At 70.0% G+C, this 15,798-nt stretch carries 15 protein-coding genes and 1 riboswitch; of the genes, 8 read left to right on the top strand and 7 right to left on the bottom strand.

The features are described 5' to 3' along the window. Nucleotides 1–4 precede the first annotated feature (4 nt). The 3 genes from PZB77_RS09580 to PZB77_RS09590 form a co-directional block, all read right to left on the bottom strand. Entirely contained in the window at nt 5–844 is an 840-nt protein-coding gene (locus PZB77_RS09580; RefSeq protein ID WP_275492145.1) for a carbohydrate ABC transporter permease, read from the bottom strand. After that, a complete protein-coding gene (locus PZB77_RS09585) occupies nt 841–1,821 on the bottom strand; it encodes a sugar ABC transporter permease (protein WP_275492146.1) in 981 nt (326 codons plus the stop codon). Before PZB77_RS09585 ends, PZB77_RS09580 begins: the two co-directional genes overlap by 4 nt. 88 nt (nt 1,822–1,909) lie before the next feature. Further along, a complete protein-coding gene (locus PZB77_RS09590) occupies nt 1,910–3,193 on the bottom strand; it encodes an extracellular solute-binding protein (RefSeq protein WP_275492147.1) in 1,284 nt (427 codons plus the stop codon). A gap of 345 nt (nt 3,194–3,538) precedes the next feature. Here PZB77_RS09590 and PZB77_RS09595 point away from each other — a divergent pair, with 345 nt between their 5' ends. From PZB77_RS09595 to PZB77_RS09625, 7 genes are all read left to right on the top strand, one after another. After that, on the top strand, nt 3,539–4,303 hold the full coding sequence (locus PZB77_RS09595; protein ID WP_275492148.1) for a GntR family transcriptional regulator: 765 nt from the start codon (nt 3,539–3,541) through the stop codon (nt 4,301–4,303). A gap of 282 nt (nt 4,304–4,585) precedes the next feature. Next, a complete protein-coding gene (locus PZB77_RS09600; protein WP_275492149.1) occupies nt 4,586–4,858 on the top strand; it encodes a DUF3311 domain-containing protein in 273 nt (90 codons plus the stop codon). Then, nucleotides 4,855–6,489, top strand: coding sequence for a sodium:solute symporter (locus PZB77_RS09605; protein WP_275492150.1), 1,635 nt, complete (start codon nt 4,855–4,857; stop codon nt 6,487–6,489). Before PZB77_RS09600 ends, PZB77_RS09605 begins: the two co-directional genes overlap by 4 nt. 112 nt (nt 6,490–6,601) lie before the next feature. After that, entirely contained in the window at nt 6,602–7,243 is a 642-nt protein-coding gene (locus PZB77_RS09610; RefSeq protein ID WP_275492151.1) for a hypothetical protein, read from the top strand. 47 nt (nt 7,244–7,290) lie between these two features. Beyond that, nucleotides 7,291–7,803, top strand: a complete 513-nt coding sequence (locus tag PZB77_RS09615) for a GNAT family N-acetyltransferase (protein ID WP_275492152.1) — start codon at nt 7,291–7,293, stop codon at nt 7,801–7,803. 189 nt (nt 7,804–7,992) lie between these two features. Continuing rightward, nucleotides 7,993–8,132, top strand: a riboswitch (cobalamin riboswitch). 141 nt (nt 8,133–8,273) lie between these two features. Then, on the top strand, nt 8,274–10,691 hold the full coding sequence (locus PZB77_RS09620; RefSeq protein WP_275492153.1) for a ribonucleoside-diphosphate reductase subunit alpha: 2,418 nt from the start codon (nt 8,274–8,276) through the stop codon (nt 10,689–10,691). Next, nucleotides 10,691–11,725 (top strand): ribonucleotide-diphosphate reductase subunit beta, encoded by a 1,035-nt coding sequence (locus PZB77_RS09625; RefSeq protein WP_275492154.1) that lies wholly within the window; start codon nt 10,691–10,693, stop codon nt 11,723–11,725. The genes PZB77_RS09620 and PZB77_RS09625 overlap by 1 nt, the downstream gene beginning before the upstream one ends. A gap of 117 nt (nt 11,726–11,842) precedes the next feature. Here PZB77_RS09625 and PZB77_RS09630 read toward each other — a convergent pair whose 3' ends face one another. The 4 genes from PZB77_RS09630 to PZB77_RS09645 all read right to left on the bottom strand — a co-directional run bounded on the left by PZB77_RS09630 (nt 11,843) and on the right by PZB77_RS09645 (nt 14,736). Continuing rightward, nucleotides 11,843–13,132, bottom strand: a complete 1,290-nt coding sequence (locus PZB77_RS09630; protein WP_275492155.1) for a hypothetical protein — start codon at nt 13,130–13,132, stop codon at nt 11,843–11,845. Nucleotides 13,133–13,142: 10 nt separating this feature from the next. Continuing rightward, nucleotides 13,143–13,439, bottom strand: a complete 297-nt coding sequence (locus PZB77_RS09635; protein WP_275492156.1) for a hypothetical protein — start codon at nt 13,437–13,439, stop codon at nt 13,143–13,145. A gap of 302 nt (nt 13,440–13,741) precedes the next feature. Then, the gene (locus PZB77_RS09640) at nt 13,742–14,416 is read right to left on the bottom strand and encodes a 1,4-alpha-glucan branching protein (RefSeq protein ID WP_275492157.1); all 675 of its coding nucleotides are present in this window, start codon (nt 14,414–14,416) and stop codon (nt 13,742–13,744) included. Between the two features lie 92 nt (nt 14,417–14,508). Continuing rightward, a complete protein-coding gene (locus PZB77_RS09645) occupies nt 14,509–14,736 on the bottom strand; it encodes a hypothetical protein (RefSeq protein ID WP_275492158.1) in 228 nt (75 codons plus the stop codon). A gap of 81 nt (nt 14,737–14,817) precedes the next feature. On the opposite strand from PZB77_RS09645, the gene PZB77_RS09650 reads away from it, so the two are divergent. Next, entirely contained in the window at nt 14,818–15,792 is a 975-nt protein-coding gene (locus PZB77_RS09650; protein ID WP_275492159.1) for a helix-turn-helix domain-containing protein, read from the top strand. The last annotated feature ends 6 nt before the right edge of the window (nt 15,793–15,798 follow it).

The following is a 15,798-nucleotide window of genomic DNA, read 5'->3' on the forward strand; positions in this document are numbered from 1 at the left end:
CGCACTATCCCTTCACTGCGCCGTCGGTCAGACCGCTCACGGCCTTGCGCTGCAGGAAGACGAAGAGGACGAGGATCGGGACCGCGAAGACGGAGGAGGCCGCCATGGTGGCGCCCCAGTCGTCGCCGAACTGGGTCTGGAACTGCGACAGCCACAGCGGCAGGGTCTGCGCCTCCGCCTGCTTGTTCAGGACCAGGACGAGCGGGAACTCGTTCCAGGCGGTGATGAAGCCGAACAGCGAGGTGGACATCAGACCGGGCGCGAGCAGCGGCAGGATCACCTTGACGAACGCCTGCGGCCGGGTGCAGCCGTCCACCATCGCGGACTCCTCCAGCTCCCTGGGCACGGAGGCGACGAAGCCCCGCAGGGTCAGGAGCGTGAAGGGCAGGATCATGACCATGTAGAACAGGGTCAGCGGGATCAGACTGTTGAGCATGTCCGCGTCGCGCACGATGAAGTAGATCGCGATGACCATGACTTCCCACGGCGCCATCTGCGCGACCATGAAGCCGATGATGAACCCCTTGCGTCCCTTGAAGCGCATCCGGGCCAGGGCGAACGAGCCGGCCAGTGCGAGGACGAGGGAGAGGGTCACGGCGACGACGGTAACCGTGAGGGAGTTGCGGACCATGGTCCAGAAGTTCTCGGCGGCGAGCGCCGTCCTGAAGTGGTCGAGCGTGACGTGGGTGGGGAACCACACCGGGTCGTCCGAGACGATGTCCGGCGTCGGCTTGAAGGCCGTGGCGAACATCCAGTACACGGGGAAGACGAAGCCGACGACCATGACGAGGGCCGTGGCGTTCGGCCAGATCCGGCCGAAACGTGACGAAGCCGAGCGCTTCACAGCTCGTCCTCCTCTTGCTTGAGAACGATCCGGAGGTAGTACGAGGTCAGCAGGAGCAGGATCACGATGGTGAGCAGCGCGATGGCCGAACCCATGCCGTAGTGCTGGTTGCCGACGCCCTCGATGTAGGCGTACACGGGCAGGATCTCGGTGAGCCGGTCCGGGCCGCCCTCGTTGATCGCGAAGACCTGGGCGAACGCCTTGAAGACCCAGATGACTTCGAGGAAGGTGGTCGCGAAGAGGAAGGGCCGCAGGAACGGCATGGTGACCGAGGTGAAGCCCTTCCAGGCGCCGGCACCGTCGAGCGAGGCGGCCTCGTAGAGCTCCTTGGGGATCGTCGTGGTGGCGGCGTACAGGTTGATCGCCACGAAGGGGATCGACTGCCACACGATGAGCACCGTGATGACGAAGAAGGTGGAGAACTGGCCGCCTGTCCAGTTGTAGTCGGCCATCGAGTGGAAGCCGACCTTGTCCAGCACCCAGTTGACGACACCGAACCGCGAGGCGAAGAGCCACTGGTAGACGGTGGTCGCCGCGATGACGGGCATGGCCCAGGCGAGGACCAGGCCGATCAGCAGCGTGACCCGCATGCGCTTGCCGAGCTTGGCGAGCAGCAGGCCGGTCAGGGTGCCGAGGATCATGATCAGGACGACGTTGGTGCCCGCGAAGACGATCGACCGGCCGGTGACGTTCCAGAAGTCCGCGTTGCCGAGGATCTCCTTGTAGTTGTCGACACCGTTCCACTCGGAGATGTGCTGGATCAGCTGCCGCATGTTGAGGTTCTGGAACGACAACAGGGTGTTCTTCACCAGCGGCCAGCCGAGGAACACCAGGGTCACGGCCACCGGGGGGGCCAGCAGCAGATAAGGCGCCAGCTGCGATTTTCTGCCGCCGATTCCGGACGGGGCCGGTGTGCGGTCGGCCCGCTTCGTAACCTCCGCCGGGCCGGAGGGCGGCCGTTCGGTCTGCACGGTCATGCTCGCCATCTCTTCCTTGGCACCATGGGACACAACTCGGCTGCCGGGCGCGGACCCCTCGGGGGAGTCCGCACCCGGCAGCTCGGCCTTACTGCTGCTGCGCGAGGCGCTTGTTGAGCTCCGCCTCGACCTGCTTGGCGGCTTCGGCGTTGGACTTGCCGTTCAGGACCGCGGTCATGAAGGTCTTGATCGGGTTGGGCGCGTTCTCGACGGCGGCCCACTCCGGGATCAGCGGCGTGGTGCCACCGACCTTGGCGGACGGCGCGGCGGCTTCGGCGACCGCGTTGCCCGTCAGGTTGGTGTTGAGCGACTCCTTGTTCGGGATGACGCCGTTCAGCTTGGCGAGCTGACCCTCGAACTGGTCGGAGAGCGCGAGCTTCAGGAACTCCTTGGCGAGGTCCTTCTTCTTGCTGCCCTCGGCGACGGCGAGGTTGGAGCCACCGAGGAAGACCCCCTCGGGCTTGTCGGCGGTCTCACCGGGGATGGTGAAGTAGCCGATCTCCTTCTCGATGGCCGGGTTGGCGGCGATGGCCGTGCCGGCCTCCCAGCCCATGCCGATGAAGGCGCCGGTCTTGCCCTTGGCGAAGACGTCGGCCTGCTGCGGGGTGGCCTCGTCCTTGTCCTTGGGTGCCTGGGAGTAGGACTGGTACTTCTTGTAGAGGTCCATCGCCGCGCCGATCTTCGGGTCGGCGAGGTTGGAGACCCACTTGTCCCCGTCCTTCTTGACGAGGTCGACACCCTGGCCGATGGTGAGACCGTCGAAGAAGTACCAGTTCTGGCCGGGCAGGTAGAGGGGCTCCGCCTTGCCCTTCGCCTTGATCTTGTCCAGGTCCGCGAAGAACTCGTCGCGGGTCTTCGGGGTGTCGGTGATCCCGGCATCCGCGAAGACGGTCTTGTTGTAGATGACCACGCGGTTGGCGAAGTACCACGGCGCCGCGTACTGCGTGCCGTCCACGACCGAGGCCTTGTTGAGGGTCTCGGACCAGTCGGTACCGATCGCGGACTTCACGTCGCCGAGGTCGGCGAGGCCGCCCGACTTCGCGTAGGCGGCGGTCTGGGTGTTGCCGATCTCGAAGACGTCCGGGGGGTTCTCCTCGGAGAGGGCGGTCGTCAGCTTCTGCTGGATCCCGTCCCACTTCTGGACCTCGAACTTGACCGTGGCGCCCGTCTTCTTCTCGAAGGCGGCGCTCAGGTCCTTCTGCCACTGGTCGGGCGTCGAGCCGTCCATGGCCCAGACGGTCAGCGTCTGGCCCTTGTAGCTCTCGGGACCCGCCGGCTTGGCGGCGGTGTCCTTGTCATCGTCCGAACCACATGCCGCGATCGAGATCATCATGCCCGCGACGCCAATGGCCGCGATGAGCTTGCGCTTCACGCCAAACCCTCCTCAGGGATGCTGCAACCCCGCCCACCGCGAAGACATTCGACGAGTACTGCTGGGGCTGGACCTGGTCTTTAATGGTTTAGACCAGCACCCGGAGCTTGGCCTAGACCTTTAGGGGTGTCAAGGGTGTATAAGAAGTGCACTCGCGTCCGTTATAGGACCGACACCTAGGGTCTTTTGATCGAAAGACCTCGAAGCTGGATCACCCGTGGGACGGCGGGCCGACGACACGGCCGGATGGGGAGGACGACACCCCTGGGCCGGACCGTGCCACCATGTGAGCCGCGACGTACGGAGGAGCCGGTGACGGCAGTACAGCAGGTGGGGAGAGGGACCATGAGCGCCGGTGAGGTCAGTCCCGCGAGCGGGACCGGGACGGGTGCGCGCATCGCGCGGGTGCCCAAGTACTACCGGCTCAAGCGCCACCTCCTCGACATGACGGACACCATGCCGCCCGGCACCCCGGTGCCGCCCGAACGCACCCTCGCGGCCGAGTTCGACACCTCCCGCACCACGGTGCGCCAGGCCCTCCAGGAACTGGTCGTCGAGGGCCGGCTCGAACGGATCCAGGGCAAGGGCACCTTCGTCGCCAAACCGAAGGTATCCCAGGCGCTCCAACTCACCTCCTACACCGAGGACATGCGTGCCCAGGGCCTGGAGCCCGCCTCCCAGCTGCTGGACATCGGCTACGTGACGGCGGACCAGGCGCTGGCCGGGCTGCTCGACATCACGACGGGCGGCCGGGTGCTGCGCATCGAGCGGCTGCGCCTGGCCAGCGGGGAGCCGATGGCCATCGAGACCACGCACCTCTCGGCCAAGCGCTTCCCCGCGCTGCGGCGTTCGCTGGTGAAGTACACCTCGCTCTACACCGCCCTGGCGGAGGTGTACGACGTCCGTCTCGCGGAGGCCGAGGAGACGATCGAGACCTCGCTCGCCACCCCGCGCGAGGCGGGCCTCCTCGGCACCGACGTGGGTCTCCCCATGCTGATGCTCTCCCGGCACTCGATCGACGGGCGGGGCGAGCCGGTGGAGTGGGTGCGCTCGGTCTACCGGGGCGACCGGTACAAGTTCGTGGCCCGGCTCAAGCGGCCGGTGGACTGACCGGCGGACGGGCGGACCGCGGGGGGCGGGGCGGTTCCGGAGGGGCGGGCCGGAGGACGTGTTGCCCCCACCCGTGCGAGGGCGACCGGCCCCCTCCCCCGCGCGCCGCGGCACGATCGCGCCCGCAGCGACGATTTTCGGCCAAGCATGAACCAGAACCGTTCCCTCTCCGTGCCGTTGACGGAAAGAGTCCCGTCGCCGGGAAGGCATACGGCCGGCGCACCCGGCCGGGGCGCCGGCCGTACGTGACCATCGGCGGTCAGCGAGGAACGGAGTCAGTCCATGCCAGAAGTGTCAGCGCCCACCCCACCCCCGACGGCGAAACCCCCGGCGGTGACTCCCCTGCGGGTGGTCATCGCGATATGCCTCGCCGCTCCGTTCGTGGCGCTGCTCTGGGTCGGTTCGTACGCGAAGACCGACCCGACGTTCATCGGCATCCCGTTCTTCTACTGGTACCAGATGCTCTGGGTGGTCGTCTCGACCGGGCTGACGATGATCGCGTACACGCTGTGGAACCGTGACCAGCGCGCCCGCAAGGGGGGTGCTTCCGCGTGAAGGACGGCGTGAACGGCGTGGCACTCGCCGTCTTCATCTTCTTCTTCCTGGCGGTCACCGTCATGGGCTTCTGGGCCGCCCGCTGGCGGCGCGCGGAGAACGAGCAGAGCCTGGACGAATGGGGTCTGGGCGGACGGTCGTTCGGTACCTGGGTGACCTGGTTCCTGCTCGGTGGCGACCTGTACACCGCGTACACGTTCGTCGCCGTCCCGGCGGCGATCTACGCGGCGGGGGCCTCGGGCTTCTTCGCGGTCCCGTACACGATCCTGGTCTACCCGCTGATCTTCACCTTCCTGCCGCGGCTCTGGTCGGTGTCGCACAAGCACGGGTACGTCACCACCTCCGACTTCGTCCGAGGGCGCTTCGGCTCCCGGGGCCTGTCGCTGGCGGTCGCGCTGACCGGCATCCTCGCCACGATGCCCTACATCGCCCTGCAACTCGTCGGCATCCAGGCGGTGCTGGACGTCATGGGCGTCGGCGGCGGCGAAGGCACCAACTGGTTCGTCAAGGACCTGCCGCTGCTGATCGCCTTCGCGGTCCTCGCGGCGTACACCTACTCCTCCGGCCTGCGGGCGCCCGCGCTCATCGCGTTCGTCAAGGACGGTCTGATCTACCTGGTCATCGCGGTCGCGATCATCTACATCCCGATCAAGCTGGGCGGCTTCGACGACATCTTCGCGGGGGCGAGCGCGAAGTTCTCCGCCGCCAACGAGTCCGCGGGCAAACCGGTGGCCGGGATCGTCCCCGGTGACGCGGGCCAGTGGGGTTACGCCACGCTGGCGTTGGGCTCGGCGCTGGCGCTCTTCATGTACCCGCACTCGATCACCGCGACGCTTTCCAGCCGCAGCCGTGAGGTGATCCGGCGCAACACCACGATCCTGCCGCTGTACTCGCTGATGCTCGGCCTGCTGGCGCTGCTCGGCTTCATGGCCATCGCCGCCGGGGTCAAGGTGGCCAACGGCCAGCTGGCCATCCCGCAGCTCTTCGAGAACATGTTCCCGGACTGGTTCGCCGGGGTGGCCTTCGCCGCCATCGGGATCGGCGCGCTGGTACCGGCCGCCATCATGTCCATCGCGGCGGCCAACCTCTTCACCCGGAACATCTACAAGGAGTTCCTGAAGCCGGACGCGACGCCCGCCCAGGAGACGAAGGTCTCCAAGCTGGTCTCGCTCCTGGTGAAGGTCGGCGCGCTGGCCTTCGTGCTCACCATGGACAAGACGGTGGCCATCAACTTCCAGCTGCTGGGCGGGATCTGGATCCTCCAGACGATGCCCGCCCTGGTCGGCGGCCTGTTCACCCGGTGGTGCCACCGCTGGGCGCTCCTCGCGGGCTGGGCGGTCGGCATGCTGTACGGCACCCTGGCGGCGTACGGCGTGGCCTCGCCGACCCAGAAGCACTTCGGCGGATCGTCGAAGGAGATCCCGGGCATCGGCGAGATCGGGTACATCGGCCTCACCGCGTTCGTGCTGAACGTCGTGGTGGTGGTCGTGCTGACCCTCGTCCTCCGCGCGGTCAAGGCGCCCGCCGGCGTGGACGAGACCTCCCCGGAGGACTACACGGCGGACGCCGGTGACGCGGGCGTCGAGGCGACGCTGCCGCCGGCCACCGTGGGTGCGCCGGGCGGTCACTGACCGGCCCCGTCCCGCGCCGGGCGAACCGCACGCCGGGCCGTCGCGTCCTCTCCCCGGAGGGGCGCGGCGGCCCGGCGGCGTTCCCACCCCACGCGTACGGAAGGATGTGCTCATGACATCTCGCACCCGGCTGCACGGCCTCTGGCCCGCACTGCTGGTCCTCACCCTCGCCGGCTGCGGCACCGAGCACGCGGACGCGGGCGGCGAGGCCCCGGTCGGCGCACCGGACCCCGCCGAGCTGGAGGCGCGGGCGGCCCACCTCCAGACCCGCACCGACCACGTCTACGTCACCGAGATCCCCGGATACACCCTGGCCCTGCAGTCGGTGGGCGTGCTCGGCGACGACGGTTTCGGCAGCTCGTACACGGACAGGAACGGCCACGTGATCCAGCTCGGTGTGGAGCGCGCCGCGTACTCCCCCGCCGACTGCGGCGAGAAGCAGCCCACCGACGGCTCGCCCGGCTACACCGTCTGCGAGCACGAGGACGACGGCTGGTACAGCGCGACCGCCCTCGGCCACGCCTACGCCCGCACCGAGGGAGACGTCGTGGTGACGGTCAGCGCCGGGCTCCCCGGCGTGGACCGCGCCACCCTGCGCACCGCGGCCGACGCGGCCCACCGGGCGGACGACGCCGAGCTCGACAAGGTCCTCCCGCCCCTCGGCGAGGCGCCCGGCTCGCAGCCGATCGAGCGCGGCGACCTCCCGCCGAACGGCGACGGCGCCCCGAACAACGAGGTGGGCGCGAGCGGTTGAGCCGCCCCGGTCGCACGCGCACCGGGGCGTTCGGCGAAAATCGGGGGATGGACCTGACGATCAGAAGCGCCGCACCCGAGGAGTACGCCCTCCTCGGCGAGATCACGGCGCAGGCGTACCTCGGCGACGGCCTGCTCAGCCTCGGCGAGGACGACCCCTACCTGGCGAGACTGCGGGACGTGGCCGGCCGCGCCGCCGGGGCGGAGGTATTGGTCGTGGTGGACGACACCGGCACCGTGCTCGGCGGGGTCGCCTACGCCCCGCCCGGCAGCCCTCTCTGCGACGTCGCGGCGCCGGACGAGGCGGAGTTCCGGATGCTGGCGGTGGACAGGGCGGGACGCGGCCGGGGAGCCGGGGAGGCGCTCGTACGGGCGTGCGCGGCGCGGGCCCGGGCGACCGCCGGGGTCACCGGGCTGGTGCTGTCCACCCAGCCGGCCATGACCGGCGCGCACCGGATCTACCGGCGGCTCGGCTTCGCGCGCACCCCGGAACGCGACTGGTCTCCGGTCCCGGGCCTGACACTGCTCACCTACCGGCTGGACCTGGGCGCCGCCGGCTGAGGCGGTGCCGTGTGGCCGAGGCGGTGCCGTGTGGCCGAGGCGGTGCCGTGTGGCCGAGGCGGTGCCGTGTGGCCGAGGCGGCCGCCGCGCGATCCCCCCGTGGGCCCGGTCTCCTGCCGGTAACGACACCCCCGGGGACCCCCGGGGACCCCCGGCACCCCAGGCACAAGATGTGGGGTGCGTCCGCGGCACCGCCCCCCACATGTATGCTCGTCTCGCTGTCGTCGCAGGGGAATCCGGTGCGAATCCGGAACTGTCCCGCAACGGTGTGAACCGCGCGTTTCGCGCACCTTCGAGTCCGGCTACCTGCCGACAGCGCGTCCGGCTCACCCGAACCGGACGCCCGTACGTCCGGGCCTCGCGGATGGGCCGGTGGACGCCGTGTGCGGTGTTGCCCGTCTCCAGGTGGCACGCCCCGCGGCCCTCCCCTCCCCCGCCGGCCCAGGGCCGAGTGAGGGAGAGCACCACCCGTGACCATCGCGCCCGCCGATCCGGCGTCCGTGCCCGCGGCCGCCGCGGCGACCGAGCCCGCCGACGGCCCCGGGGCCGCGCTGCTGCGCACCTTGACCGCCCTCACCGCGGACCTGCCGGACACCGACCCGGGCAGGGTCGCCGCCGCCGCGCTCCGCGGCCGCAGCGCGCATGCCGACGAGGCGGAGCTGCGGAGCCTGGCCACCGAGTCGGCCGCCGGCCTGATCGCGGACGACCCCGCCTACTCCCGGCTCGCCGCCCGGCTGCTCACCCGTACGATCGCCGCCGAGGCGGCCGGTGAGGGCGCGGTGTCGTTCTCCGCTTCGGTCGCCATCGGTCACCGCGAGGGCCTGATCGCGGACCGCACCGCCCACTTCGTGGCGCTGCACGCGGTCCGGCTGGACGCACTGGTCGACCAGGCGCTCGTGGACGGCGCCGACGACCGGTTCGGCTACTTCGGGCTGCGTACCCTCCACAGCCGCTACCTGCTGCGCCACCCGCTCACCCGTCAGGTGCTGGAGACGCCCCAGCACTTCATGCTGCGGGTGGCCGCCGGTCTCGCCGAGGACGACACCGACCGGGCGGTGGACGAGGTGGCCGCGCTCTTCGGGCTGATGAGCCGGCTGGAGTACCTGCCGTCCTCCCCCACGCTCTTCAACTCGGGCACCCGCCACCCGCAGATGTCCTCCTGCTACCTGCTGGACTCGCCGCTGGACGAGCTGGACTCCATCTACGGCCGCTACCACGAGGTGGCCCGCCTCTCGAAGCACGCGGGGGGCATCGGTCTGTCGTTCTCCCGCATCCGCTCGCGCGGCTCGCTGATCCGGGGCACCAACGGGCTCTCCAACGGCATCGTGCCGTTCATGAAGACGCTGGACGCCTCCGTCGCGGCGGTCAACCAGGGCGGCCGGCGCAAGGGCGCGGCCGCCGTCTACCTGGAGACCTGGCACGCGGACGTCGAGGAGTTCCTGGAGCTGCGCGACAACACCGGTGAGGACCAGCGGCGTACGCACAACCTGAACCTGGCGCACTGGATCCCGGACGAGTTCATGCGCCGGGTCGACGCCGACGCGGCCTGGTCGCTCTTCTCGCCCGCCGACGTCCCCGAGCTGGTCGACCTCTGGGGCGACGCGTTCGACACCGCCTACCGGGCCGCCGAGGCGAAGGGCCTGGCGCGCCGGACGCTGCCCGCCCGCGAGCTGTACGGACGGATGATGCGCACCCTGGCGCAGACCGGCCAGGGGTGGATGACGTTCAAGGACGCCTCCAACCGCACCGCCAACCAGACCGCCGAGCCGGGCAGGGTCGTGCACTCCTCGAACCTCTGCACGGAGATCCTGGAGGTCACCGACGACGGCGAGACCGCCGTCTGCAACCTCGGCTCGGTCAACCTGGGCGCCTTCGTGGCGGACGGGGACATCGACTGGGAGCGGCTCGACGCCACCGTGCGCACCGCGGTGACCTTCCTCGACCGGGTCGTCGACATCAACTTCTACCCGACGGAGCAGTCCGGCCGGTCCAATGCCCGCTGGCGGCCGGTGGGTCTGGGCGCGATGGGCCTCCAGGACGTCTTCTTCCGGCTGCGCCTGCCGTTCGACTCCGCGGAGGCGCGCGCGCTCTCCACCCGCATCTCCGAGCGGATCATGCTCGCCGCGTACGAGGCTTCCTGCGACCTCGCCGAGAAGTCGGGCCCGCTGCCGGCGTGGAGCGAGACCCGCGCCGCGCGCGGGGTGCTGCACCCGGACCACTACGACACCGCTCCGGCCTGGCCGGAGCGGTGGGAGGCGCTGCGCGCCCGCATCGCGAAGACCGGCATGCGCAACTCGCTCCTGCTCGCCATCGCCCCCACCGCCACCATCGCCTCGATCGCCGGGGTGTACGAGTGCATCGAGCCGCAGGTCTCCAACCTGTTCAAGCGCGAAACGCTCAGCGGCGAGTTCTTGCAGGTCAACGCCTACCTGGTGGACGAGTTGAAGCAGCTCGGCGTGTGGGACGCGCGGACCCGTGAGGCGCTGCGCGACGCCAGCGGCTCGGTGCAGGGCTTCGGCTGGATCCCGGCGGACGTGCGGGCGTTGTACCGCACGGCGTGGGAGATCCCGCAGCGCGGCCTGATCGACATGGCGGCCGCCCGTACGCCGTACCTCGACCAGAGCCAGTCGCTGAACCTGTTCCTGGAGACGCCGACCATCGGCAAGCTCTCCTCGATGTACGCGTACGCCTGGAAGCAGGGGCTGAAGACGACGTACTACCTGCGTTCGCGCCCGGCGACCCGGATCGCCCGCGCCGCTTCCGGCACGGCGAACGCCGCTGCCCCGGCTGCCGCCCCCGCCGCCATCCCCGTCCAGCAGGCGGTCTCCGACGCGGAGGCGCTCGCCTGCTCCCTCGAAAACCCCGAGTCCTGCGAGGCCTGCCAGTGATGACCACCAACGATTCCACCGCGGGCGCCGCAGTGAAGAACCTGCTCGACCCGGGCTTCGAACTGACCCTGCGCCCCATGCGCTACCCGGACTTCTACGAGCGCTACCGGGACGCGATCAAGAACACCTGGACCGTGGAGGAGGTCGATCTCCACTCCGACGTGGCCGACCTCGCCAAGCTGTCCCCGGGTGAGCAGCACATGATCGGCCGGTTGGTGGCGTTCTTCGCCACGGGCGACTCGATCGTCTCCAACAACCTCGTGCTGACCCTGTACAAGCACATCAACTCCCCCGAGGCGCGGCTCTACCTGTCGCGGCAGCTCTTCGAGGAGGCCGTGCACGTCCAGTTCTATCTGACGCTGCTCGACACGTATCTGCCCGATCCGGACGACCGGGCCGCCGCCTTCGACGCGGTGGAGGAGATCCCGTCGATCCGTGAGAAGGCGCAGTTCTGCTTCCGCTGGATGGACTCGGTGGAGAAGATCGACCGGCTGGAGACCCGGGCCGACCGGCGCCGGTTCCTGCTGAACCTGATCTGTTTCGCCGCCTGCATCGAGGGGCTCTTCTTCTACGGCGCGTTCGCGTACGTCTACTGGTTCCGCTCACGCGGTCTGCTGCACGGCCTCGCCACCGGCACCAACTGGGTGTTCCGGGACGAGACGATGCACATGAACTTCGCCTTCGAGGTCGTGGACACCGTCCGCAAGGAGGAGCCGGAGCTCTTCGACGACGAGCTCCGCCGGCAGGTCACCGACATGTTGAAGGAGGCCGTCGAGGCGGAGTTGCAGTTCGGCCGCGACCTCTGTGGTGACGGGCTGCCTGGCATGAACACCGAGTCGATGCGCCAGTACCTGGAGTGCGTCGCGGACCAGCGCCTCACCCGGCTGGGCTTCGCGCCGCTGTACGGCTCGGAGAACCCGTTCTCCTTCATGGAGCTCCAGGGTGTCCAGGAGCTGACGAACTTCTTCGAGCGCCGCCCGTCGGCGTACCAGGTGGCGGTGGAGGGCACGGTCGGTTTCGACGACGACTTCTAGGAGCGGCGCCGCACTGCGGGCGGGGAAGTCGTCGGCCGGGGCGGGTGAAGGCGGCGGAGCCGGCACGGCGGCTCCGCCGTCGGGACACGTCGCCCCGACCGGGACGCTCTCACGTCCTCAGGATTTCTTCTCGTCGCGTGGGAGCAGGACGTAGTCACCCGTGGTCGTGTCCACGGACTCGACGACGAGCCTGTACGTACCGCTCTCCTCGGCGTCCAGGTCGATCGGATCGATGTAGGGGTAGAGGTCGCTCTTGCCGATCTCCCTGCCGTCCGGGGCCCGCAGGCTCCATTTCGGCCGCAGCCCTTTTTCGGCGTTGAGGGCGAAGGCGATGCGGTCCCCTGCCTGGGCGTCGATGGTGAACTCGTCCCGACCACCCGGCTGCTCGATTCTCCCCTCGATCGGGTTGTCGAGCCCGATGTTCCGCTTGTCCACGGGCGCGTCCCAGATCTTGATGGAGTACGTCTGCGGCAGTGACCCGTAGCCCAGGGCGACGCGCAGTGTGTAGGGTCCGGCCTCCTCGAGCTCCACCGCTTCGGACGAGGGGCAGCGGGCTGTCGCCTCGTAGAAGCCAGGCACTTTGTCCCCCTGCGCCCGGCGCAGCGACAGGACCCGTCCGAAGGTGTCGGCGCAGTCCAACTGCTGCACGTACACGCGCGTCCCCTTCAGGGCGGTGAAGGTGTACTCGTCGGCCGGATTTCCGTCGACGAGTTCGCCGGCGCCCTCCTCTGGCAGGTTCTTCCCGATCGTGTCACCCACCGCGACGTCGAACTTCTGCACCTCCTCCGCTCCGCCCGAGTCCGGCCACAGGGTGTACACCAGCCAGGCTGTGGTGATCAGCGCGATCGACACGAGAGTCATGAGCGCGATGGAGGAGGGTGACCCCAGCAGCCCGCCCCGTCCCGCGGTGCTCGGCCCCGCGAGCTTCTCCACCTGGCTGAACCCCACACCACGGCCGTCGACCCGCACGTCCGCCCCGTCCCCGTCGGCCAGGACCTGCAAGGTCAGGACGTCCTCGCCGTTGAGGAGCGGACGTCCGATCCGCACACTCTCCGCCACCACCCGCACGTCCGCGGTCACCGACGCCGGTGTCCCCTGGACGCTGCTCCAGACGATCTCGACGCCCTCGGGGAACGTGACTCCCAGATCGTCCTGGTAGTCATCGGGGCGGATGGGCACGTTGCCCACGTTGATGATCTCCAGGACCATCAACCGCGGCCTGGTGAGGACGCGACCGTCGTAGTGGATGCCCAGGTTCTCGATGCCGTCGATGTTCTGGGCGAGAGGGCTGTCCGCGACGAGGCGGTAGCCGATCCGGGTCCGCTGGTGACGCCGGTGACTGACGTAACCCAGCAGCAGACCCAGGACACTGACGACACCGCCGAGAAGAGCGAGAAACATCTCCATCGAAGCGGCCTCAGTCCCGGTCTCGCCTGTCGCGCTGCGCCTCCAGCAACCAGCCGAGGAGTCCCGCGATCAGCAGCGCCTGCCCGATCGGCGGAAACACGGTGCTCGCGGCCATCAAGCGGGTGAAGCCGTCCTCGTCGACCTGGTACGCCCCCCACTCCCCTGGTGGTCCGGAAAGGTCGAAATCACCGAGACCTGTATCCACTGTCGTGTACATAACCCCGTGGAGCAGCAGAATCACGAGGCCGGCCGCAATCAGGATGGCGGGTCTGCGATGTCTGCGCACTGCCTCGGCAAAACGGTCCACGGCCCCTCCGCAAGGTCAACTAGCCAGCATCCGGGGCCACTTGACGACTTTTCCGTGGCCCCGGGCGCCATCATGGCGCGGAAATCCCCCTGTGCACACGGGCGTTGAGGACTCTGGCCTGGAATCGCTCGACGATGTCCTCCGGCCGACCAGCGCCGGCCCCTTCGGTCGTTGACGGCGCCGCCCGGCACGCACCCCGGCGGCGTCGCCCCTCGTTCACGTCACCGTCCCCGGACCGGGGGCCGACCGGCCCGGCGTACGGACACGGCGGGCACCTCCGAAGGGGTGCCCGCCGCCATGTGTCAGCCCTGGGCCGTGTGGCGCACCTCGGCGAAGCGGGCCCGGGCCGGTTCGGCGCCCGGGAGTGCCCAGAGCGCGGTGATCTCGCCGAGCAGCGGTCCCGCGTCGCCCTTGGCCTCCTCCGCGTCGCCCGTCAGGGCGCGCACCACCCGCAGGGTCCAGCGTCCGGGTCCGGCGGGGTCCGCCAGCAGGATGTCGGTGCCGAACATCCCGCTCTCGATGCTCTCGACGACCACTCCGTCGGGGATGTCCTCCCCCATCTCCCGGGCGTGCACGGTCGGGTCGGGGGTGTCCGAGTCGCTCTGCGCCTGCGGCTCGGCGCGACCGTGCAGCAGGGCGAGGAGGCGGCCGGTGAGCACCGGGTCCGAAGCGCCGTCGTACACCCAGCGCGTGCCCAGCACTCCGTGTTCGCTGGTCCCGATGAGCGCGGCCCCCGCCCCCTCCAGCGGGGCGCCCCGGTAGGTGACGGGCACGTGGTAGGGGTGCGGGCGGCCGGTCGAGGCGTCGCTGACCACCATGAACTCGATGCCCACCTCGCCCTGCGGGTCGTCGAGCCGGAAGCCCCCGGCTTTCGACAGTTCGGGCGTGGTGCCCGCGTACCAGGGCTGGGCGGGCAGCCAGGCGGCCACCAGGTCGAGCTTGCCGGGGGTCATGGTGGTGCGGTGGATGAAAGCCATGTCTCACTTCGTCCGTCGGTGAACAGGTCGGTCCATGATCGCGTGCCGGCCCCGCGCTGCGGCCCGGCGACGGGCCGGGCCGCGGCCCTCCGTCAGACGCGGGCCCAGGAGCGGAGGTACGGGCGCCGGGTGGCGCCGCGCGGCCGTACGGCATCCTGCGGCTGCGCGGGGACCGGGTCCGGCGGGTCGGTGCGGCGGGCGTGTTCGGCTGCGCGCAGCTCGCGGTCGATGCGGCGCTCGCGGGCGAAACCGACGAGGGCGGGGAGCAGGACGAGGACGGCGAGGAGGGTGACCCCGAGGAGGTTCAGAAAGGTGTTCATGGCTCCACTCTGGCCGCCGGGAAGCCGTCAGGGCAGTGGCAGGACTGTCCAGGAACAGCGAATTACTGCCACACTGCGGTCATGCTGAAAAACGTCGCCGCCCTACTGCTGGACGAGGTCCATCCCTTCGAACTCGGCGTGCTCTGTGAGGTGTTCGGCCTCGACCGCAGCGACGAGGGGCTGCCGGTGCACGATTTCGCGGTGGTGTCGGCGGAGGGCCCCGGGCTGCGCACCCACGCCGGCTTCACCATCACCGCGGCGCACGGCCTCGAACGGCTGGAGGAGGCCGACCTCGTCGCCGTGCCGGCGGGCAGCCGCTTCGTCGCCCGCACCTACCCGCCGGAGGTCCTGGAGGCGCTGCGGCGGGCCGTGGCACGCGGTGCGCGGGTGCTCTCCGTCTGCTCGGGCGCCTTCCTCCTCGGGGCGGCCGGGCTGCTGGACGGACGCCGCTGCACCACGCACTGGCGGCACGCCGCCGAGCTGGCCGAGCGCTTTCCGCTGGCCCGGGTGGAACCGGACGTGCTCTACGTCGACGAGGGCCAGGTGATCACCTCGGCGGGGACCGCAGCGGGCATCGACGCCTGTCTGCACCTGGTGCGCCAGGAGTACGGCCAGGAGGTGGCCAACGCCGTCGCCCGCCGGATGGTGGTCCCCCCGCACCGGGACGGCGGCCAGGCGCAGTACGTCAAGCGGCCGCTGCCGCGCACCCGCTGCGACACCGTCGGGGACACCCTGGCCTGGATGGAGAACCACCTCGACCAGGAGATGACCGTCGACCAGCTCGCGGCCCTCGCCCATATGTCGCCGCGCACCTACGCGCGCCGGTTCCAGCAGGAGACCGGCACCACGCCGTACCGCTGGCTGCTGCGGCAGCGGGTGCTGCTGGCGCAGCATCTGCTGGAGACCTCGGACGAGACGATGGAGGCGGTCGCGGGGCGGGCCGGCTTCGGCAACGCGGCGGCCCTGCGCCATCAGTTCGTACGCTCGCTGGGCACGACCCCGCACGCCTACCGGCGGACGTTCCAGGGACCGGCCGGGGTCGCCGAGAGGGTCTGACGGCTC

The organism is Streptomyces sp. AM 2-1-1, from assembly GCF_029167645.1.
GTDB lineage: Bacteria > Actinomycetota > Actinomycetes > Streptomycetales > Streptomycetaceae > Streptomyces.

Coding starts and splice junctions, on each gene's coding strand:
- PZB77_RS09595 (WP_275492148.1), top strand. CDS start 3,539: ATGAGCGCCGGTGAGGTCAGTCCCGCGAGCGGGACCGGGACGGGTGCG.
- PZB77_RS09625 (WP_275492154.1), top strand. CDS start 10,691: ATGACCACCAACGATTCCACCGCGGGCGCCGCAGTGAAGAACCTGCTC.
- PZB77_RS09610 (WP_275492151.1), top strand. CDS start 6,602: ATGACATCTCGCACCCGGCTGCACGGCCTCTGGCCCGCACTGCTGGTC.
- PZB77_RS09600 (WP_275492149.1), top strand. CDS start 4,586: ATGCCAGAAGTGTCAGCGCCCACCCCACCCCCGACGGCGAAACCCCCG.
- PZB77_RS09615 (WP_275492152.1), top strand. CDS start 7,291: ATGGACCTGACGATCAGAAGCGCCGCACCCGAGGAGTACGCCCTCCTC.
- PZB77_RS09585 (WP_275492146.1), bottom strand. CDS start 1,821: ATGACCGTGCAGACCGAACGGCCGCCCTCCGGCCCGGCGGAGGTTACG.
- PZB77_RS09640 (WP_275492157.1), bottom strand. CDS start 14,416: ATGGCTTTCATCCACCGCACCACCATGACCCCCGGCAAGCTCGACCTG.
- PZB77_RS09630 (WP_275492155.1), bottom strand. CDS start 13,132: ATGGAGATGTTTCTCGCTCTTCTCGGCGGTGTCGTCAGTGTCCTGGGT.
- PZB77_RS09645 (WP_275492158.1), bottom strand. CDS start 14,736: ATGAACACCTTTCTGAACCTCCTCGGGGTCACCCTCCTCGCCGTCCTC.
- PZB77_RS09650 (WP_275492159.1), top strand. CDS start 14,818: ATGCTGAAAAACGTCGCCGCCCTACTGCTGGACGAGGTCCATCCCTTC.